Raw genomic sequence first — 18,066 nt, 5'->3', positions numbered from 1 at the left:
TTTCTACCCTCCTATCCTTAGTTTTCTTCGTTCTTCATCATTCAATTTCACGAGAATAATTCGATATTTTTTAAAGAATTCAGTTAGCCCTACGGTGTGCTGTTCTGTATGATGAAATCGGCATAACGCCATAAATCTAAAATCAGAATGGTTAATTTTTCTCCTGTTTCTACCCATACCGACTGCATCAACATGTGCTATATCTGCTTGTTCCATACAAATGCAGCAACGTCGATATTTTAAGCATTGATAAAACCATGAATTTTCATCCAGTAAATAGTTATATACTTTAGGAAGTGGAACGTTATTTGAAATAACAAACTCGATTAGAAAATCAATCCATTTTTTTGCATCAGATTTAGTTGCTTTATGATGTTCAAACCATACGCCGCTTAATGCCTCATAGTAGTATTTCAAATCTATCTTCGACCAATAAGGATACTCACCTTGCCAACGCGCCACATCAGCGATTAAGGCGTGGGATAGCGCATTTTGTTTAGCGGAGATTCCTCGATTATCTAATGCAGCTACTTCCAAATAGTTATCCTCTCCGTTGGCTAGTAGATGTAAGTATTCTTGATTGAATGCTTCTTCAAGTTCAATTGTTATTTTTCTGCCATCCGTGGATAGCAATTTCCCCATCATTGCACCGGCACCACACTAATACCATTTTCTACGAGGTACTCATTTAAGTTTGCCAATTTTTGGCGGCTTGCGGTTAATTGTAGAGTTACCGTCATCGTCGGATTATCATCCACTTCTGTTATCGGTACCGACGGTTCATTGTTTGCTGCTTGGATTAATTCACCAGTTTCAGGGTCAACCAAAGTTCCTTGATTCGTCTCAACTGCTTTTTCTCTTTCCATTTCGGCGATAGCTGCATCATATTCAGCTTTTTTCCGCTGCCGTTCAGCCTCCGCTTCTTTTTCTGCCTGTTCTCGACGGCGTTTATCTTCCACTGCCTGTTTAATTTTTTCCCGGATATCGGCCACCGACCACCCTTGATCAATTAAACCTGACCATGCATATGGATCTAGTCCAGCGATTTCTGCATAATCCGTAATAGTCGCCTTATCAGCCGCTATCTGACTTTTTTGCATTGCTACAATTTTCATTTTGTCGTGAATTTCATCAAGTATTTTCCCTTTAACTTCACCTTTTGTCGTAAAAGCCGTTTTATTTATCCAACTAGTACTAATTTCAATAGCTTCCGGTTCAATATTTAAAGGTTCAGCAATTTTTTCCATCTCAATTTTTATTTTTTCTATACGAATGGCTTTTTCTGATTCATCAAAAAGCTTAATTCCAGAATTAATATCGTCAGATACCTTCTTGATACGTTCAACATATCGCTTCATTTTCTCTTCAAAAGTATTCAACGGTTGAGAATAATCAGCTTTAATTTCTTTTCTGCGATCATCAATCATTTTGGCAATTTTATTCAAATCTATTTTGGCTTGTTTTGCCTCTGCAACATTTTCTGCATCAAATTTAAAGACTTGATTGCTATAGTGTTCTGTCGTCTGTTCAATTAAACTTTCTAGTAGTTCTTCATTTTCTATCTTGATAGTTGATGGTGTGTAACTTACCTCAAATTGCATATCTGGTACCGTTAATGGATTTTCTGTCATTGTTTTTGCCCCCATGGAATTGAGTTTATATTTTCTTGTTTTGGTTGAGTTTTATTTTGAAGATGTTTGGCATAAGCCTTTTTCCATTTTTGTAAAATTTGTAATGCTATCCCAAAATCAGCTTCCGTCATTTTGTTAATAGTCTTATTAAATCCAGATTCAGTTTTTAATTGACCTAAAACTTGCGCTGGATTTGAATTAGACATTGATGCTACTGTATGAATTAAATCTTCCAATGTTTTTACTTGTTCTTCATTAATAGTTTTAGGCGGTTGTAATGGTTTCTTTCCTCCGGTTTCTGGATCATCTCCCGTCGGAATTAGAAACAGAGAAGTCAATGCGTACTTAAGTGCACCAGTTTTAGCTTTGTAAACTGCTTTATCGCCAGCATCTTGACCATCGCCAAATCCAGTAAATTTTATTGTCTCCCCAGTGTCACCATCAAATATCGTATATTCGATTTCAAGTGTTACTAATTGCTGTGTACCTTTTTGTGTCTTGATTTCTGTTACAGATCGCGATTTTTCATCAGACAACATAAAAAGATTCTGCGCAACTAGTAAAGGTCGAACAACATCCTTAATATCACTTTCCAAAGCGTAGTCATAATTATGGAAATCGTTATGCCCATTTTTGGGAATTCTTTCAATTTCATTTGTAATTTCTGCTAACTTTTGTATTAGATTTTTCGTGACGCTATTTTTACTTACTTCGTTTTTGACATCATCCATGCTATAATCTCCTTATAGGTATTTTTGTTTGCGACTCATTGCTTCCCGGCGGAGTCGCTTTTTTCATGCGCTCGATATTTTGACGCGTTTTAATCGTTAAGTAGTTTGCTCGCCACCATCGATCTGCGATAATTTTTCCGATTTTTAAAGCTTCGGCTCTATTCATTATCTTCACCTAGTTCTAAACTCATTTGACGTACAACGGTTTTAGTGGCTGTTGATGGTTCCCAGTCGGTGATATAGTCTAATACTGTTTGAAAATGTTTTTGTCTTAGTTGTGTTCGAGTGCTAACCCCAGTAATCTTTTTGACGCCACTATTAATGTCTCTATGAAGCTCCCCACGTTGTTTGTTAGTTAATTTTCCGAAACTACGTCCAACTTCTGCGACACGTTGATTAATCCGACGGGTAACATATCCGTAGTCTCCAGCACTCAAAACGATATTTTCTTCTAAATCTGTTACTCGTTCTTCGACTTTTTCTACTTTTTCACTGGTGTTTTCTTGATATTGAAACATTAAGCGCAATGCTTCTTGCGGCGATTGTGGAATTTTCAACGATTGCTCTTTGATAGCCGTTTCCATCTCATTAAATCGTTCGATGTAAGCTAAAGCGAATTGTGTACCCTTGGCTCCTGTCATTCGTGTTGAATATAATTCACAACCTCTTTTTGTTAGCAAATAACAAGGTAATTCTCGACCAGAAGTATCTTCATAAGTCGAATCAATAAATAATTCACTCACCACACTTTTGTGGTCAGTGAGATGTTCCTTAATTTTAGTAATATCTCTTAAAACTTGATCATGTCGTCGCCCGACCATTTCAGCGACTTCCATGCTTGTAATTGTTTTTTCTAAAACTTTCATTTTCATCCTCCTCATTTGATATATGTGATTAAAAAATGGCTACGATATTTTATCTCCGTATTCAATAAATTCCTTTTTCTACATCAACAATATGCATGCGATAGCCAATTAATGCAGATACAATTAAAGCCGCGATAACTGCAATCACACTTAGTGTTACGCTTAAACTGATACTTCCCATCCAAGCGAACAGCGCTATAACGGTTGCTACAATCACGGTGAACAGCATTAGCATTGAGCATTTATGTTTTGTCATGTTTTCACCTCAAATCTTTCATAATGAAACTTCTTAGCTGATTCATCGCGCATAAATTGTTCATATATTTTTTCATCGATGTAAACTTCATTCGAAGTTACAGCAAGATATCCATTTCGATATTTCGGAACCTTAAATTTCTTCATACGTCTTTGGTATGTTGATTCGGAGTAACCCATTTTTTCTAAAAATTCAGCTTTTGTTAGTAGGTTATCCATTTTAATTGCCTCCTTTTTGTGTTATTTAATGTTGGCTAAAAAATTGTTTCACAGATATTTTCCAAATTATTGAGTCAAAATGAAATAATATTTCATTCATAGTTCTTGTAATGTTTCACAATAAAAGTGGTCTCATGAAATTCTTATATTGTGTAACCAAATGTCACAGGCTCTCAAAGACATATGGTTACTTAAAATCATCTTAAACTCTTTAAACGTGCCTTTTAGTCACGTTTAGTTGTAAAAAAAATATTGATATTTGATTCATCAAAGCCTAATACATCAGCGATTTTGCAAAATGTATCTACTGAAATTCTACGGCTTCCATTCTCATATTTATAAATTATACTCGCGCTAATTCCGAGTTTTTCTGCTAAATCCGCCTCAGACATATCATTAGCAATTCTCTCAGCTTTTAATCTATTTAAATTAATAACCAACACATATTTCCCTCCTTTCTGTTTTTATAAAGCTTATGGACAAATAATAACGTGTGCGTGACTTTAAGTCAACAATGTTTTTGGTTTTATGTACAAGTTGTGACTATTTGTCCAAAATGTTATTATTTAGATGACTTCTAGTCACGGAGGAAATCAAAATGAGATCGAATGATGATATTGTAAAATTGATAAAAGAATATAGATTAAAAAAAAGTATGTCTCAGTCAGAAATGGCTAAACAGCTTCATATTGATCGTGCAAACATTGCACGTTGGGAAAACGGTACAAGACCAGTTCCGGCAGATCGCTTGAATCAAATTGCAAATATTTTAAATATTGATTACTGGTACTTAATTGGTGCGCAAGCACCTTCGACAGAAAACCGAGTTCCTATTAAAAAATTCGGTAGTGTGAAAGCCGGTCCGAACGGTATTGCTTACCAAGAATTTTTGGGGTATGAATATTTCGAAGATATATGTAATCCCGAGGATTACTTTGTACTAACTATCGATGGAGATTCTATGACGGGCGATGGCATTTACGATGGTGATGAGGCTTTAATCAAAGTCTCTCCTGAAGTTGAGTATGATGGTCAAATAGCGGTGGTTATTGTCAACGGAGATGAAGGGACTTTAAAACACGTACATTTTAAGGATGGCGTGATGAGTTTAATTGCAAGTAATCCAATTTATCCACCGCAATTTTTTTCTGGGCATCAGCTTGATGAAGTTCGTATCGTTGGAGTATTGAAAGAATTGAAAAGAAAATTTTAAGGAGGAAAGAAAATGAAAAAAGTGATTTTAGGGATAGCTTTCTTATTAGCTTTAACAGGTTGCACTTCTAAAGAAGCTTCTATCGATATTACAAAGAACCAAGATGAAGGCATTTATGATTATATATATGGGAAATCGGACGAAACAATAAAAAGTGTTTCGGGCGAGGACCAAGCAGGAAACACATTGAACGTAGATGTAGCCGGAAAAGAATTTCAAGCTGCTGTACCTGCTCTTTTAAACGATCAAAGCTTGGACTTAAAAATCGAATACTCTAATGGAAATGAATCAAATCAAAAAATCAAATTAAAAGGTAGATTAGCAATAGACGAATATCCAAACTTTGTTGCTCTAATGAATGACCGTATTGTTCAAACGAACGACAAAGCTAAGACGGAATTTCCTTTTACTGTTGAAGATGGTATTACTACCGTTTCAGACGTAAATGGTGTTAAAACAAATATCAATGTACAAGATGGTAAGATTTTAGGAATTAATATGACTAGTGAGAGCGACGTGGATAAAGAAATGGCTACTATCATAGTCGCTTTCCAAGAAAGTTATCACGCTAACAATGAAGGTGTTTCAGACGCATATAACAATGCTTTGGATAGTAAAAAGAAAACATCATTCGAATCTAACGGATTCAAATTCACCTTTGAAAAAAACGGAAATGAGTTATTTGCGGATATAGCGAAAGTCAAGTAAAAAAACACGCCCCTCCTCCACAGACAGGCGTGCCAGCAATAAAACCAAATAGGCTTATTTAACTTTGTCTATTATAACAAAGAACAGGAGTGATAGACAATGTGGATTGAACAATTATCGAATGGAAAATACAAATATTCTGAAAGATACAAGCATCCCTACTCTAATAAATTAAAGAAAGTGACTATTACATTACCAAACAAGTCTAGACAAACACAAAAAGAAGCACAAATTATTTTAAATAATAAAATAGCTGATGCATTAAATAAAGGTGATGTAAAGAATCAAAATTTAACATTTAAAGAATTATACGATGAGTGGTATGAGGTTTATCAAAAACAAGTAGCAGAAGGTACTTATCTACCCACAAAAAACGCATTAAAACGCGTGATTAGAGATATTGGGGAAGATACACTCGTCTCGAACATCAACACCTTGCTCCTAAATGAAATTTTGGATCGATACATCTATAAAGATAATTTATCAAACAAATATGTCACGATCTTAAAAACAAAAATAAACTTGATTATGAAGTACGCTATTCGAAAGGGATATATTAAAGATAACCCTGTTGATAAAGTTGAACTGAATTTTAAAAGAGAATTTAAAACTGAAAAGATAAAAGATAAATTTCTTGAAGATGACGAATACAAGAAGATTATCGATTATACAGAGAAGCATAATGAGCGCTATTCGTTACTGTTTCAATGGCTATACCTAACAGGTATGCGACCTGGTGAGGCGTTAGCATTACAAAAATCTGATATTCACGACGATAAAGTAACAATAAACGGTACCCTTCTCTACCGCGAACGAAAAGTTAGCGAGATGGTTAAATCAGAAAGAACTAAAACCGCTGCCGGCATGCGTGAAATCGATCTCCCTCCAAAAGCTTTAGTAATTGTTGAGGAATTGCTTAAGCTTAGCCCTAAAGGCGATTTTCTTTTTCAAACTTCGAATGGCACGCCATTATCTTTAAATGCAATCAATACCTATCTTCGCAATCATAAAGTTAAGATGGGGTTACCTCCTGATAAACCACTCAGCTCTCATATATTCCGCCACACGCACATCTCCAAATTAGCAGAAATAGGGACGCCGATGTACGTTATCCAAGACCGCGTTGGTCACGAAGATAGCAAAATCACACAACAAATTTATCTGCACGTAACGAAGAAAACGAAAGAAAAGCTAAAATCAGATTTGGAAAAATTGTAATTGTCTGCCCCTTTTCTGCCCCTTGCTGTTTTATCAGCTATATTTTTTCATCCTATCTCACCTATATAAATAACAGCAAGCAAAAAAAGAACCCTTTACAGTTAAGGGTTCTTTTACCATTCGATAAGCTATTATTAACGACGGATTTCTTTGATACGAGCAGCTTTGCCGTGTAAAGCGCGTAAGTAGTACAATTTTGCACGACGAACTTTACCGTAACGAACGACTTCAATTTGCGCAACACGTGGTGTGTGCAATGGGAAAGTACGTTCAACACCAACACCGTTTGATACTTTACGAACAGTGTAAGTTTCGCTGATTCCAGCACCGCGGCGTTTGATTACAACACCTTCAAATAACTGGATACGTTCTCTTGTACCTTCGACAACTTTCGCATGAACGCGAACAGTGTCACCAGGACGAAAAGCAGGAATGTCAGTACGTAATTGTTCTTGAGTTAGTTCTTGAATCAATGGATTCATTTTTATCATTCTCCTTATTTCCAAACAATCTTAAGATGCATCACCTTAGCGGATTATCGTAATAGTTGAGTGAAACACTCACTAAAACATACTACCATACATCAAATCCGGATGTAAAGAAGAAATTCTTGTCAAACTTATTTTTTAAGTTCACTTGTAATTGTGTAATCCGCTTTAGAAATTAGTTTTTCTAATGATTCTTCTATTTCCTCTTGTTGTGTCTTTGTAACGTCTGAAGCCAGGGTAACTGTCATCTTTCCAGTTTCATCCCCATTTGTTGTCAGGATATCATTGCTGACTTTTTTAATTTGATTAGAGTGATCAAGGAATAATTGCCGCTTTATTTCACGCATCGATTCGGATAAAGATGCTTGGGTTTTGGTGGTGACAAGATTTGGTACCGTTTGATTTTGCATTTTTTGATCAATATAGTGATCAATATCTTGCATATTCATCGTTTCATTATTGGCTACTTGATTAATGACTAATTGATAATCCCCAAGATGATATTCATTTAATTTTTGGGCTAAATTTTTCAACTCCGTTTCGTCTGGTTTTCTTCCTAATAAGTCTAGCGTCAATGTCTGCTGTTTTTCATCAATCTTTTGATTTAAAATATAATAATCAGCCATGACATTGGCTACAAACCCTTTTGCTCTTTGTTGGGACATCTCCGTTTGAATCAAATTTCCGGCTGAAATAAAACTGGGAATCGCAATCAAAACTGCCATGACAATCATAAGATAGTGACGACGCTTTTCCATTTTATTATCAACCGAAATGCGGTAGTTTAAATGTAATAGCCGTACCACAATAAATGTTGTAATTGTGATAAAGGCAACATTGACTAAAAATAAATACCCAGATCCAAAAAACATTCCCCAATCCTGGGTATAAATAGCGTATCCCATCACACACAACGGTGGCATTAAAGCTGTGGCAATTGCCACCCCGGGTACAATATTATTAGCTTCTTTTTGCCTAGCACCAATCATCCCCGCTGTTCCCCCTAAGATTGCAATAATTGCATCCCAAACTGTCGGTTCAGTCCGAGCTAAAATTTCACTACTCGCATATGTCAAAGGTGATAGCCAAAAATAAAGCAATGCGCTTACTACCGCAAAAAGGGCTTCTAAAACTAATAAACGTAACGCACGCATGGTTAAGCGACTATCAAAAACGCCTAAACCAAGCCCCAATCCTTGAACTGGTGCCATTAATGGTGAGATAAGCATTGCTCCAATTAAAATCGGTTGCGAATTCATATTTAAACCAATTGAGGCAATAAAAATGGCGCAAATTAAAATGACAAAGTTTTCTTTTTTAATATTAATACTGGCAGAAATTTTTTTATAAAGTTCTTCATTTGTTAATGTCCCACTAGCCATAAAAAGGTCCTCCTGTAAAAGTGTCTCCTTTAATTGTAACAAGAGAAAAGATTTTTATGAAATTTAAACTGACTAAATCTCCCCCTATCATCTGCTTTCTTTCCCGTTCAAACTTAAATACGTTGAATATAGAAAAAAACACGACAATAACTGTAACTACTATAAAAGTAGAAAAACAAGTTATTGTCGCGATCTTATTTGACTTATAAAAAAATAGATAATTATTTTGTTGATTTTTCTTCATTTTTAATTTCGATTAACATTTTTTCCATTTCTTTGGTTAAAGGATAAGAAGCAAGCATGTCAGGACGCCGTAAATAAGTACGCCGTAAAGATTCTTTTAACTGCCAAGCCTCAATTAATTTATGATTGCCATTCATTAAAACTTCTGGTACTTTCATCCCCTCAAACTCTGCTGGACGGGTATATTGGGGGTGTTCGAGCAAACCAGTGGAATGCGAATCGGTCATAGCTGAAGTTTCATTGCCTAAAACGTCTGGTAAAAGGCGAACTGTTGCGTCAATCATCACCATCGCGCCTAATTCACCGCCAGTTAAAACATAATCCCCCAAGGAAACTTCATCGGTTACAAGAGTACGAATTCGTTCATCATAGCCTTCATAGTGCCCACAAATAAAAATCAAATGGTCTTCTTTAGAAAATTCTTCGGCAACTTTTTGATCAAATTTTTTCCCAGCTGGATCTAATAAAATGACTCTCTTTTTTACTGTTGGTGTTGCCTCTTCAATTGCTTTTAAATTATCGTAAATCGGCTGCACTTTTAAAAGCATCCCTGCGCCGCCACCATAAGGATAATCATCGACTGTCTTGTGTTTATTATTGGCAAAGTCCCGAAAATTTGAGACATTAATTTCTAATAACGCTTTGTCCCGTGCTTTACCGATAATCGATTCTCCCATTGGACCTTCAAACATACGGGGAAATAGCGTTAAAACATCAATTCTCATCGTCAATCAACCCTTCTGGTAATTCAACTTCTACCACACCAGCGGTTAAATCAATCGCTTTAACCACCGAAGCAATATAAGGGATCAAAGCATCCTTTTTGCCTTTTCGTTGGACAACCCAGACATCATTTGCACCAGGCGATAAAATTTCTTTGATCTTACCAATTTCGTGTTTGTTTTCGTCTAAAACAGTTAAACCAATAATTTGGTGATAGTAATATTCGTCTTCTCCTAAGGCAGCCAAGTTGTCTTTTGCTACCTTTAAAATACCATCACGAAATTTTTCAACATCATTGATATTGGGATACCCTTCAAATGTTAATAAATCAAAATTTTTGTGCTGACGGTGGCTTGCCACAGTTAATTCTAAAGGAGGCATCCCCTCCCGAAATAAGATTAAGGTTGCCCCTTTTTGATACCGTTCTTCCGGAAAATCCGTTTGTGAAACAACCCGAACTTCTCCACGAATGCCATGGGTATTAACAATTTTTCCTACATTTAAATAGTCCATTTAATAGCCTCTTTCTTTTCTTAAACTCATGTAAATTTTCTGATTCATTTTATCATGCAAAACAGCTATTTTCTAGTCTACTTCATGAAAGGTTAAGCCAACCTCAGTATCTTCGACCAACAAGTTTTTAGGCGTTGTCAAAAGTAAATAGCACCAATAAAAATCCCCCGCACAAGCGCCACTATGAGCGGCAATTAGTAACCGCAACCAAGCATAGGGCCACCCATTCATTATGACTAGCAATAGTATAGTTATAATTATAAAGGGTGCGATACTGATGATAAAAAACTGCCATTTTCGATACATGGATCCAGGGCTAGTTGCATATGCCATGCCATTTTTAAAGCCAAATTTTACTTTTCCTTTGAAATTAAAAATTTTGAAAAAGACGCCATGTATACCTTCATGAATTATCACTACCACTACTAAACTGACAATAAGTGCACCCAATTCTCCTAAAAGAGGCAGCGTTTTAACAGAATCGTGGTTAAATAATGGAAGTAGTAAAATATAACAAAAAACCATGACCACTATAGCAGCAATATTCAAATTTTGAATAACTTTTTTATCTTCTAGTAAATTCAATTTGCGATAAATCTTCACCGACAGCACCACTTTTCTCACCATTTTGCTTTTCACTTTTTTAGTGTAGTTTTTATTATAACATTTTCCAAGATTATGGATGATAAGTTAATGTTTCCATAAAAAAAACTTCACAAACATTTTGTACTTTAGCCTTTTAATTGATAATTAAAGGTTAGGCATTTGTTTGTGAAGCACTCAATTTAATTTTCGGGCGGATATTTTCTGCCTATTTGTTCATAGAGACGGCCATCTCTAACGCTGGAATGGTATCTTCATGTGCCACAGTGTAAACTGTTGTGCCCTCTTGCCAAACTACCTGATTGCCTTCATAGCCGCTTTGAGACATATCAATTGTAATTTGTCCCACATCTTTTGGTGCCGGCAATGCCGCTTCTTCTAAATAATTTACGACTTCTTTTGCCAACTCCGTTCCATCCTGGCCGGTCACATTGCTGGCACGCAGTAAAATTGACCAGTTGCCTTCTTGCCAATTTAAATAAGTGGAACCAGCAGCACCTTGACTATAAGCGGAAATATCATGGCCTAAATCAACTTTTTTGCCGCCATCATCAAACTGATAAGCGACCGCTTTTTGAGCGGCTGCTTTTGTGTCAAATTGTTCCATTTTATAGCGAGCAAAAGCTGCTTGATGATTTAAGCTTTGATCATTTAAAACAAGTGGTGTATCCATGATGTAGTACAACACCGCTAAACTGTCACTTTGTTTATCCATTGCAATATTTAAAGCACGATTTTCATCGCGGGGGATATTGGTAGGTAATAATGTCTTAGAATTTTCTTTTTTTAATTCAGCTAATGCGTCCGTTTGGGTTGTTTTAGCACTACTTTTGGTAGTTGTACTGGTGTTAGCAGACTGCTTATTTGAGGTTGTCGCTGTAGTTTTTGGATTGTCTGTTGTTTTCGTTTTTGTATCTGCTGCTTTTTGTCCACAACCGACCAGTGTTAAAAGCAACACGCTCATTACGATTATCTTTTTCATCTTTACCCTCCAAATATATGACCTAAAATTTTATCTTTTTGCATCAATAAAAAAAGACTTATTGATTAAAATTAAGCGTACTCAATTTGAAGGCAGTTGACAATTAATACGACTTATATGGCTAGCCAATCTTATCTGAAACCCAAGTACTAATGCTGGTAAACGATTCTTTAACAAAGTCGACGCTGCTATTTAAAACAGATTCAACGCCGTCAGCATTAATTTGTGTCACCGTTTGATTAAACCAATTACTAATATCGTCTTTAAAAACCCAAATCAAAAAGATTGCCATTGCTAAACCTAAAAAGCGCCATAAAAAAGAACCAAGTTTAAAAATAATAAACAAGATAAGGATAATTACTAAAATTACGAGCCATTCTGTCATCTTTTTTTCCTCCTCTTTTTCTTTTATTATCGCCTATAGCAGTAAATTTTTCCTCAGTCTGAAGTATGAAAAAAGACAGCTCCTTAAAAGGAACTGTCTTAATCTTTGGCTATTTGCCGTCTAAAATATTTAGCCGGATTTTTTTGGTACCTTCAGTTCGTACCCCGTAAACAATTGTGCGAATTGCTTTTGCAACCCGACCTTGTTTGCCGATAATACGACCGATATCTTCTGGTGCCACGCTCAAATTATACTCATAAAAGTCAGCTGACTCTTCAACATCAAGTTTCACAAGATCAGGCTGAGTAACTAACGGACGAACAATCGTCAAGACTAAATCAGTTAAATCAGTCATCATCAGTCACCTTATTTCGTATATTTTGCTTCGTGGTGTTTTTTCATAACGCCTTGTTTTGAAAGGATGTTACGAACAGTATCAGAAGGTTGTGCACCTTTTTGCAACCAATCAAGTACTAAGTCTTCTTTGATTGTTACTTCTGCAGGGTCAATCAAAGGATTGTAAGTACCTACAGTTTCGATGAAACGTCCATCACGAGGAGAACGAGAGTCTGCTACTACGATACGATAAAAAGGTTTCTTTTTAGAACCCATACGTTTTAAACGGATTTTTACTGCCATTACAATTCCACCTCCATATAATTTAATCACAAGAGGTAGTTTAACAGGTTTTTTCTTTGGTGTAAAGAGTTTTTTCTTTACAGGCAAAATAATTTTTTTGCGCTCTTATTTTTGTGAGCATGAACCAGTATTTCCCGTAAAAAATATCGCTCGTTTTTTAACAAGACATATCTTTTGTTTTCTGCATACTTTTCTTGTTATGATTATGGTAACGAAAGTTGGTAACTTATAAAATTTTAGGAGGAATTGTACTTATGAAAACTATTGGTTTTATCGTAGGAAGTTTACGCAAAGATTCATACAACTTAGCTGTCGCCAAAGAATTTGCAAAATTATTACCGGCTGGCTTTGAGGCCAAATTCATCGAGATTGCCGATTTACCATTTTACAACGAAGATTTAGAAAATGACAACATGCCAGCAGCTTGGAAAAGATTTCGTTCCGAAGTTTCAGGCATAGATGGCGTCTTCTTCTTCTCCCCAGAATATAATCGCTCTGTACCGGCCGCATTAAAAAACGCCTTAGATGTTGGCTCACGTCCAATGGGGGCAAGTGTTTGGGGAGGTAAACCAGCACTTGTTGTTACGGCGTCTCCTGGTGGTATTGGCGGTTTTGGTGCCAACCATCATCTACGTCAATCATTAGTCTTTTTAGATATGCCAACCTTGCAACAACCAGAAGCATATATTGGCGGCATTCATAACTTAGTTAAAGAAGATGGCACAATTGTTGAAGATACAGCGAAATTCTTCCAATTGATCGTTGACAAATATATAACATTTTTCAATAAATTAACTGCTTAATGGGACAGTTAAAATACCAAAACGACCGTACGGTCGTTTTGGTATTTTTTATAGGCAAATTTCCACAAAAAATAAAGACGGTATACCAAAGCTGTCGCTGTCTAGCTTCATAAAAAAACTCTCTATGGCAATAAACTATAATCTTGATAGCTGAGTGAAGTCCGTTCAGCTTTTTTTATGCTTACCTTTTTCTATAATTTCTTGATAACGAAAACAAGTCGTCAGATGATCATTTACAATTCCTATTGCTTGTAAAAAGGCATAAATAATCGTGCTGCCAATAAATTTAAAACCGCGCTTTTTTAAATCTTTTGTAATTTCATCAGAGAGCGCTGTTGTCGCAGGAACTTCTCTTGCTTTTTGAAATTCTGAAATAATGGGTTTTCCCGCCACAAAATGCCATAAGTAATTGGCAAAGCTCCCCCATTCTTGTTGAATGGCTAACACACATTTTGCATTGTGAATAGCCGCTTCAATTTTCCTGCGATTTCTTACAATACCGGCATCTTCCATTAATTCTGTCACTTTTTTATCATCAAAAGCGGCAACTTTTTCAATCACAAAATTATCATAGGCTTTATCAAAAGCCTCACTTTTATTTAAAATTGTCTGCCAACTCAGTCCGGCCTGATTAATATCTAAAATTAATTTGCGAAATAAATATTGATCCCGATATTCTGGAACTCCCCAAACTGTATCGTGATAGTTTTTCATCGCTGCGTTTCCTTGTTGTGCCCATTCACATCGCTGCATTTTTTTCTCCCCTGTTTATCTTTTCTTTTCATTTTACCAGATAAAAAAAATCGAAGGAAATCCTGCTGCGTCAATAACGAAAGGATACTCCTAAAAATAGTTGATAGTGCTTATTCTTAATAGCTGTCTTGCAAAAAAAAGGTATTTCACCAAATTTTTAAGAAAAACTATTGCATTTTCAAAGTGTACTACGTATATTAGTACACATAGACATAATGCTGCTCTGTATAAAAATTCTTATCCAGAAAGGAGTGCCTCATGTTTACGATTGATAAAAATAGTAGCAAGCCTTATTACGAACAACTGATTTTAAATATTAAACATCAGGTGGTCACAGGTTTATTACAACCCGGGGATCGATTACCTTCTGTCCGTGAATTGGCCAAAGACCTTTTAATGAATCCGAATACTATCAGCAAGGCGTATAAAGTTTTAGAAACTGAAAATGTTTTAATTACAGTAAAAGGTAAAGGAACTTTTGTAAAAAGTCAGGAAAATATCCCCCGTGACGAAATGCGCATTAGCCAATTAAAGCAACATTTCCAAGAACTCGTGATTGAAGCATTGCAACTACAAGTTTCAAAAGATGAACTGTTTAGCTGGCTTCAAGATCCTCAATTTAAAGGAGAAGATTCACAATGAAAATCTCGCAATTAAAAAAAATTATTGGAACGAAAACAGTATTAACTGATATTGATTTTAGCTTGAATGAAAATGAAATTATTGGTTTGATTGGTCGCAATGGATCAGGTAAGACCACTTTATTTCGTACTATTGCGGGTAATTATCTACCAGATGCAGGTGAAATTACCATTAATGGGCAAAACATTGCGCGAAATAGTCAGTTAAAAAGTGAAATTTTTTATATTGATGAATTAGACAATTTTTTAAAATACTATTCATTTCAAGCCATTAATGAATTTTATCGCGCCGCTTATCCTAAATTTGATCAAGACCTTTATTTACAATTGTTAAAAGAACATGGATTAAATTCTAAAATGCTTTATCGGAAAGCTTCTAAAGGAATACAAGGTTTATATCAAATGATCTTAGCGATTGCCTCAAATGCAAAATATTTATTATTAGATGAACCATTTGACGGCTTGGATATCATCGTCCGTAAAAAAGTTATCGGACTTTTGTTAACCCATTTAACGACAAATAAGCGTTGCGCACTCATTGCATCCCATAATTTACAGGAATTAGAAGGATTGATTGATCGTGCCTTATTACTAAAGGGACAAACGATTACCAAAGACTATACGTTAGAAAACATGCGGGAAAATGCCCGTAAAATTCAATTGGTCTTTCGTGCAAAACAAGTACCACCGATTATTAAAGAAAATTCAAAACTTATTACCATTCAAGGGCGAGTTATTGTAGCTGTATTTGAAAATTATACAGCTGAATTAGCAGCTATCATTAAAAGCTATGATCCTTTAGTCTTTGAAGAACTGCCATTATCGCTTGAAGATCTTTTTGAAGCAAACTTAAAAAATGAGCAGTTGCTGGCTTAGGAAAGGAGTTTACTATGTTAAAACAAATCTATTTAAAACGTTACGGAAAAGCACTCATTGCCTTTGCTTTAGTAATTTTTGGTATTCACTTTTTGAATGCTTTTAGCGCTGTTTCAAGTTGGCAATCCCAGAACAATTATCTTCACTCAAAAGAATTTAAAGCAGAATATGACAATCACTCGGAAGGTTTTACTTATTGGAATAGTGAGAAAAATCAAGATATTCCTTACGCTTCACGACAAGATTATATTACTGATCAACTTTACTTTTATCGGGACAACTATCAAGCCCAACAAATTTCAAATAAAAGATATCAAAGCTATAATCCCAACGCCACTTATTTTGGCCAGACTGGACAAGGCTATGCTTTATTGAGCTTATTATTAGTGGGGCTATCAGGTTTTCTCATCTTTTTCATTGACGAAAAAACAGCTTTTAATCGTTTCTTATTTTCATTGCCACAAAAGCGGAGCCAGCTTTTCTCGGAAAAATTAGTCTATGTGGCACTCCCCATTTTAGGAAGTCTACTGTTGAGCCAACTTTTTTATATTTGCTATTTAAAAATGGGTATTCCCGCTCCTTATTTGAATGTTACGTGGGGACAGTTACTCCAATCAGCGGCAAGTAGTTTTACATTAAATGTTCTTTTATTTACTTGCAGCATGTTCATTGGCTCAATGGTAGGTAATTTGGTTTTTGGTCCGCTGACTTGGGTAGGGTTTGTCTTTTTTGCCAGCTTTTTACCTTCTGCGTGGAATAGTTTTTTAAATCTCTTTAATCGCCAGAATGCTAACCCATTTTCTTTCAATCCAGAAAATCTATTTATTTACACCTTAGGAAAAACTGGTGGTTATTGGTGGATGATACCGATTTTTCTTGTGCTGATCTTTTTATTTTTGGGCTGGACTGCCCGCAAATATCTTACCCTCTCGCTAGAAAATGATGGCGATTATCTCTTACATCAAAATGCTCGCTGGCCTATTTGGAGCTTGATGTGGGTATTTATGAGTTTTATTATCCTAAATGCTTTTACAAATACTTGGCAACTTTATTTCATCTTAAAAGATAGCCAAGAAGCAGTATCTTTTACCCAAACAATCTTAAGTACACTGGTTACGATCGCAATAATAGGAATTCTGCTCTTTCTTTTAGTCTTCTTTTCTTCTATCAAAACGAAGTGGGAAATATATCGGACGAAAAAGCAGGACTTAAGAATGAATGATTTTTCGCATTAAAATTTACAAAAAATAAAGAATTTAGATTATAAATTGTAAAACGTCATGGAATCTTTCCTGGCGTTTTATTTTTTGCCGCAATTTCTTGTTATACTAAAAAAAACGATTACAGGAGGAAGCAATGATTAAACTAATTATCAGCGATTTAGATGGTACCTTTTTGAACAGTCAGAGTACCTTTGATGAAAAATTGTATCAAGAAGTTCGCCAACACATGGACCAACAAAATGTGGTATTTGCTCCTTGCACTGGTAAACAATGTGAACGCGTAGAAGCCTTATTTCAAAACGTTGGAACAAAAGATTTGTGGATTTTAGGCGATAGCGCTACTCGAATTAAACATGATGGCCAATATATTTACGAATCTTTACTGCCAAACAAAGTGGGCAAAGAAATCATTGCGAAACTGCAAAGTATTCATGATGATATGACGATTATCGCTTGCACCCAGCAAGCCGCAATCATTCATGAAGATACATCTGATCAAAACGAAAGAATGGTGCGGGGGTCTTATGAAGTTGTAGAAAAAACAGCAGATTATCAAAGTCTTACAGCAGATTTTGTAAAAATTACAGTTTATGATGACAAATTAAGAAGTTATGAAGTCGCACCGCAACTAGCCGAATTTGAAAAACAAGCCTACATTGTGGCTTCTGAAGCTGCTTGGATTGATATTACCAATTTTGGCGTACACAAACGTCACACCGTGGCCCAATTACAACAGATTTTAAACATCACACCAGAAGAAACCATGGTCTTTGGTGATGGTCATAACGATTTAGAATTGATGCAAGCCGGTTCCTTTAGCTTTGCCATGGGAAATGCTTTTGAACCAACAAAAGCGGCTGCCAAATATATTTGTGGCAGTAATGATGAAAATGGGGTTTTATTGACGATAAAGCAATTACTCCCACTGCAAGCAAAAGAATAATTTATTTAAAATGTTACTTGCGGCAAAT

Annotated in this window: 26 protein-coding genes; 8 read left to right on the top strand and 18 right to left on the bottom strand. The window is 35.6% G+C overall.

Annotation, left to right across the window (positions count from 1 at the left end; translation table 11 throughout):
* Window positions 1-3: 3 nt before the first annotated feature.
* From RK01_RS01655 to RK01_RS01625, 8 genes are all read right to left on the bottom strand, one after another.
* The gene (locus RK01_RS01655; RefSeq protein ID WP_016171562.1) at window positions 4-645 is read right to left on the bottom strand and encodes a putative HNHc nuclease; all 642 of its coding nucleotides are present in this window, start codon (window positions 643-645) and stop codon (window positions 4-6) included.
* A complete protein-coding gene (locus RK01_RS01650; RefSeq protein ID WP_016171561.1) occupies window positions 642-1,631 on the bottom strand; it encodes a DUF1351 domain-containing protein in 990 nt (329 codons plus the stop codon). The genes RK01_RS01655 and RK01_RS01650 overlap by 4 nt, the downstream gene beginning before the upstream one ends.
* Window positions 1,628-2,362: an ERF family protein gene (locus tag RK01_RS01645; protein WP_016171560.1), complete on the bottom strand. Its 735-nt coding sequence runs from the start codon at window positions 2,360-2,362 to the stop codon at window positions 1,628-1,630. Before RK01_RS01645 ends, RK01_RS01650 begins: the two co-directional genes overlap by 4 nt.
* 1 nt (window position 2,363) lies before the next feature.
* Window positions 2,364-2,528 carry a hypothetical protein gene (locus RK01_RS13655; RefSeq protein WP_016171559.1) on the bottom strand — a complete coding sequence of 55 codons (165 nt, stop codon included), beginning with the start codon at window positions 2,526-2,528 and terminating at the stop codon, window positions 2,364-2,366.
* Window positions 2,521-3,228, bottom strand: a complete 708-nt coding sequence (locus RK01_RS01640; protein ID WP_016171558.1) for a Rha family transcriptional regulator — start codon at window positions 3,226-3,228, stop codon at window positions 2,521-2,523. Before RK01_RS01640 ends, RK01_RS13655 begins: the two co-directional genes overlap by 8 nt.
* A gap of 61 nt (window positions 3,229-3,289) precedes the next feature.
* On the bottom strand, window positions 3,290-3,484 hold the full coding sequence (locus tag RK01_RS01635) for a hypothetical protein (RefSeq protein ID WP_016171557.1): 195 nt from the start codon (window positions 3,482-3,484) through the stop codon (window positions 3,290-3,292).
* Window positions 3,481-3,702, bottom strand: coding sequence for a hypothetical protein (locus RK01_RS01630; protein WP_016171556.1), 222 nt, complete (start codon window positions 3,700-3,702; stop codon window positions 3,481-3,483). Before RK01_RS01630 ends, RK01_RS01635 begins: the two co-directional genes overlap by 4 nt.
* A gap of 224 nt (window positions 3,703-3,926) precedes the next feature.
* Complete coding sequence (locus RK01_RS01625) at window positions 3,927-4,145, bottom strand: helix-turn-helix domain-containing protein (protein ID WP_016171555.1); 219 nt, start codon at window positions 4,143-4,145, stop codon at window positions 3,927-3,929.
* A gap of 155 nt (window positions 4,146-4,300) precedes the next feature.
* Here RK01_RS01625 and RK01_RS01620 point away from each other — a divergent pair, with 155 nt between their 5' ends.
* The 3 genes from RK01_RS01620 (at window position 4,301) to RK01_RS01610 (ending at window position 6,841) form a co-directional block, all read left to right on the top strand.
* A complete protein-coding gene (locus tag RK01_RS01620) occupies window positions 4,301-4,915 on the top strand; it encodes a LexA family protein (protein WP_016171554.1) in 615 nt (204 codons plus the stop codon).
* 12 nt (window positions 4,916-4,927) lie between these two features.
* The gene (locus RK01_RS01615; protein WP_016171553.1) at window positions 4,928-5,623 is read left to right on the top strand and encodes a hypothetical protein; all 696 of its coding nucleotides are present in this window, start codon (window positions 4,928-4,930) and stop codon (window positions 5,621-5,623) included.
* Window positions 5,624-5,722: 99 nt separating this feature from the next.
* Entirely contained in the window at window positions 5,723-6,841 is a 1,119-nt protein-coding gene (locus RK01_RS01610) for a tyrosine-type recombinase/integrase (RefSeq protein WP_016171552.1), read from the top strand.
* Window positions 6,842-6,975: 134 nt separating this feature from the next.
* Here RK01_RS01610 and rplS read toward each other — a convergent pair whose 3' ends face one another.
* From rplS to rpsP, 9 genes are all read right to left on the bottom strand, one after another.
* Entirely contained in the window at window positions 6,976-7,323 is a 348-nt protein-coding gene (gene rplS, locus RK01_RS01605) for a 50S ribosomal protein L19 (protein WP_002357176.1), read from the bottom strand.
* Window positions 7,324-7,460: 137 nt separating this feature from the next.
* Window positions 7,461-8,711 carry a TIGR00341 family protein gene (locus RK01_RS01600; RefSeq protein WP_016171551.1) on the bottom strand — a complete coding sequence of 417 codons (1,251 nt, stop codon included), beginning with the start codon at window positions 8,709-8,711 and terminating at the stop codon, window positions 7,461-7,463.
* A gap of 221 nt (window positions 8,712-8,932) precedes the next feature.
* Window positions 8,933-9,679 (bottom strand): tRNA (guanosine(37)-N1)-methyltransferase TrmD, encoded by a 747-nt coding sequence (gene trmD / locus RK01_RS01590; RefSeq protein ID WP_016171550.1) that lies wholly within the window; start codon window positions 9,677-9,679, stop codon window positions 8,933-8,935.
* Window positions 9,669-10,190 carry a ribosome maturation factor RimM gene (rimM, locus tag RK01_RS01585; protein ID WP_016171549.1) on the bottom strand — a complete coding sequence of 174 codons (522 nt, stop codon included), beginning with the start codon at window positions 10,188-10,190 and terminating at the stop codon, window positions 9,669-9,671. The genes trmD and rimM overlap by 11 nt, the downstream gene beginning before the upstream one ends.
* A gap of 72 nt (window positions 10,191-10,262) precedes the next feature.
* Window positions 10,263-10,793 carry a DUF3267 domain-containing protein gene (locus RK01_RS01580; protein WP_244874945.1) on the bottom strand — a complete coding sequence of 177 codons (531 nt, stop codon included), beginning with the start codon at window positions 10,791-10,793 and terminating at the stop codon, window positions 10,263-10,265.
* 208 nt (window positions 10,794-11,001) lie between these two features.
* Window positions 11,002-11,775 carry a hypothetical protein gene (locus tag RK01_RS01575; RefSeq protein ID WP_016171547.1) on the bottom strand — a complete coding sequence of 258 codons (774 nt, stop codon included), beginning with the start codon at window positions 11,773-11,775 and terminating at the stop codon, window positions 11,002-11,004.
* 121 nt (window positions 11,776-11,896) lie between these two features.
* On the bottom strand, window positions 11,897-12,160 hold the full coding sequence (locus RK01_RS01570; RefSeq protein WP_016171546.1) for a hypothetical protein: 264 nt from the start codon (window positions 12,158-12,160) through the stop codon (window positions 11,897-11,899).
* A gap of 109 nt (window positions 12,161-12,269) precedes the next feature.
* Window positions 12,270-12,515: a KH domain-containing protein gene (locus RK01_RS01565; protein ID WP_034864609.1), complete on the bottom strand. Its 246-nt coding sequence runs from the start codon at window positions 12,513-12,515 to the stop codon at window positions 12,270-12,272.
* A gap of 11 nt (window positions 12,516-12,526) precedes the next feature.
* Complete coding sequence (rpsP, locus tag RK01_RS01560) at window positions 12,527-12,799, bottom strand: 30S ribosomal protein S16 (protein ID WP_016171544.1); 273 nt, start codon at window positions 12,797-12,799, stop codon at window positions 12,527-12,529.
* Between the two features lie 254 nt (window positions 12,800-13,053).
* On the opposite strand from rpsP, the gene RK01_RS01555 reads away from it, so the two are divergent.
* Window positions 13,054-13,602, top strand: coding sequence for an NADPH-dependent FMN reductase (locus RK01_RS01555; protein ID WP_016171543.1), 549 nt, complete (start codon window positions 13,054-13,056; stop codon window positions 13,600-13,602).
* Between the two features lie 165 nt (window positions 13,603-13,767).
* Here RK01_RS01555 and RK01_RS01550 read toward each other — a convergent pair whose 3' ends face one another.
* Window positions 13,768-14,355: a DNA-3-methyladenine glycosylase I gene (locus tag RK01_RS01550; RefSeq protein ID WP_016171542.1), complete on the bottom strand. Its 588-nt coding sequence runs from the start codon at window positions 14,353-14,355 to the stop codon at window positions 13,768-13,770.
* Window positions 14,356-14,613: 258 nt separating this feature from the next.
* Here RK01_RS01550 and RK01_RS01545 point away from each other — a divergent pair, with 258 nt between their 5' ends.
* The 4 genes from RK01_RS01545 to RK01_RS01530 all read left to right on the top strand — a co-directional run bounded on the left by RK01_RS01545 (window position 14,614) and on the right by RK01_RS01530 (window position 18,038).
* A complete protein-coding gene (locus RK01_RS01545) occupies window positions 14,614-14,997 on the top strand; it encodes a GntR family transcriptional regulator (RefSeq protein ID WP_016171541.1) in 384 nt (127 codons plus the stop codon).
* On the top strand, window positions 14,994-15,872 hold the full coding sequence (locus RK01_RS01540) for an ATP-binding cassette domain-containing protein (RefSeq protein ID WP_016171540.1): 879 nt from the start codon (window positions 14,994-14,996) through the stop codon (window positions 15,870-15,872). Before RK01_RS01545 ends, RK01_RS01540 begins: the two co-directional genes overlap by 4 nt.
* Before the next feature lie 14 nt (window positions 15,873-15,886).
* The gene (locus RK01_RS01535; RefSeq protein WP_016171539.1) at window positions 15,887-17,107 is read left to right on the top strand and encodes an ABC transporter permease; all 1,221 of its coding nucleotides are present in this window, start codon (window positions 15,887-15,889) and stop codon (window positions 17,105-17,107) included.
* 121 nt (window positions 17,108-17,228) lie between these two features.
* On the top strand, window positions 17,229-18,038 hold the full coding sequence (locus RK01_RS01530) for an HAD family hydrolase (protein WP_016171538.1): 810 nt from the start codon (window positions 17,229-17,231) through the stop codon (window positions 18,036-18,038).
* Window positions 18,039-18,066 lie beyond the last annotated feature (28 nt).

Origin of the sequence: Enterococcus dispar ATCC 51266, assembly GCF_000406945.1 — a bacterium.
Taxonomy (GTDB): domain Bacteria; phylum Bacillota; class Bacilli; order Lactobacillales; family Enterococcaceae; genus Enterococcus_C; species Enterococcus_C dispar.
This window is presented reverse-complemented; position numbering and strand designations above follow the sequence as displayed.

Excerpts from the sequence above, each read along its gene's own strand:
- RK01_RS01565 (WP_034864609.1), bottom strand. The coding sequence starts at position 12,515 with ATGACTGATTTAACTGATTTAGTCTTGACGATTGTTCGTCCGTTAGTT.
- RK01_RS01575 (WP_016171547.1), bottom strand. The coding sequence starts at position 11,775 with ATGAAAAAGATAATCGTAATGAGCGTGTTGCTTTTAACACTGGTCGGT.
- RK01_RS01610 (WP_016171552.1), top strand. The coding sequence starts at position 5,723 with ATGTGGATTGAACAATTATCGAATGGAAAATACAAATATTCTGAAAGA.
- trmD (WP_016171550.1), bottom strand. The coding sequence starts at position 9,679 with ATGAGAATTGATGTTTTAACGCTATTTCCCCGTATGTTTGAAGGTCCA.
- RK01_RS01630 (WP_016171556.1), bottom strand. The coding sequence starts at position 3,702 with ATGGATAACCTACTAACAAAAGCTGAATTTTTAGAAAAAATGGGTTAC.
- RK01_RS01530 (WP_016171538.1), top strand. The coding sequence starts at position 17,229 with ATGATTAAACTAATTATCAGCGATTTAGATGGTACCTTTTTGAACAGT.
- RK01_RS01645 (WP_016171560.1), bottom strand. The coding sequence starts at position 2,362 with ATGGATGATGTCAAAAACGAAGTAAGTAAAAATAGCGTCACGAAAAAT.
- RK01_RS01640 (WP_016171558.1), bottom strand. The coding sequence starts at position 3,228 with ATGAAAGTTTTAGAAAAAACAATTACAAGCATGGAAGTCGCTGAAATG.
- RK01_RS01600 (WP_016171551.1), bottom strand. The coding sequence starts at position 8,711 with ATGGCTAGTGGGACATTAACAAATGAAGAACTTTATAAAAAAATTTCT.
- rimM (WP_016171549.1), bottom strand. The coding sequence starts at position 10,190 with ATGGACTATTTAAATGTAGGAAAAATTGTTAATACCCATGGCATTCGT.
- RK01_RS01545 (WP_016171541.1), top strand. The coding sequence starts at position 14,614 with ATGTTTACGATTGATAAAAATAGTAGCAAGCCTTATTACGAACAACTG.
- RK01_RS13655 (WP_016171559.1), bottom strand. The coding sequence starts at position 2,528 with ATGAATAGAGCCGAAGCTTTAAAAATCGGAAAAATTATCGCAGATCGA.
- RK01_RS01650 (WP_016171561.1), bottom strand. The coding sequence starts at position 1,631 with ATGACAGAAAATCCATTAACGGTACCAGATATGCAATTTGAGGTAAGT.
- RK01_RS01540 (WP_016171540.1), top strand. The coding sequence starts at position 14,994 with ATGAAAATCTCGCAATTAAAAAAAATTATTGGAACGAAAACAGTATTA.
- RK01_RS01550 (WP_016171542.1), bottom strand. The coding sequence starts at position 14,355 with ATGCAGCGATGTGAATGGGCACAACAAGGAAACGCAGCGATGAAAAAC.
- rplS (WP_002357176.1), bottom strand. The coding sequence starts at position 7,323 with ATGAATCCATTGATTCAAGAACTAACTCAAGAACAATTACGTACTGAC.
- RK01_RS01655 (WP_016171562.1), bottom strand. The coding sequence starts at position 645 with ATGATGGGGAAATTGCTATCCACGGATGGCAGAAAAATAACAATTGAA.
- RK01_RS01620 (WP_016171554.1), top strand. The coding sequence starts at position 4,301 with ATGAGATCGAATGATGATATTGTAAAATTGATAAAAGAATATAGATTA.
- RK01_RS01570 (WP_016171546.1), bottom strand. The coding sequence starts at position 12,160 with ATGACAGAATGGCTCGTAATTTTAGTAATTATCCTTATCTTGTTTATT.
- RK01_RS01555 (WP_016171543.1), top strand. The coding sequence starts at position 13,054 with ATGAAAACTATTGGTTTTATCGTAGGAAGTTTACGCAAAGATTCATAC.
- RK01_RS01635 (WP_016171557.1), bottom strand. The coding sequence starts at position 3,484 with ATGACAAAACATAAATGCTCAATGCTAATGCTGTTCACCGTGATTGTA.
- RK01_RS01535 (WP_016171539.1), top strand. The coding sequence starts at position 15,887 with ATGTTAAAACAAATCTATTTAAAACGTTACGGAAAAGCACTCATTGCC.
- rpsP (WP_016171544.1), bottom strand. The coding sequence starts at position 12,799 with ATGGCAGTAAAAATCCGTTTAAAACGTATGGGTTCTAAAAAGAAACCT.
- RK01_RS01615 (WP_016171553.1), top strand. The coding sequence starts at position 4,928 with ATGAAAAAAGTGATTTTAGGGATAGCTTTCTTATTAGCTTTAACAGGT.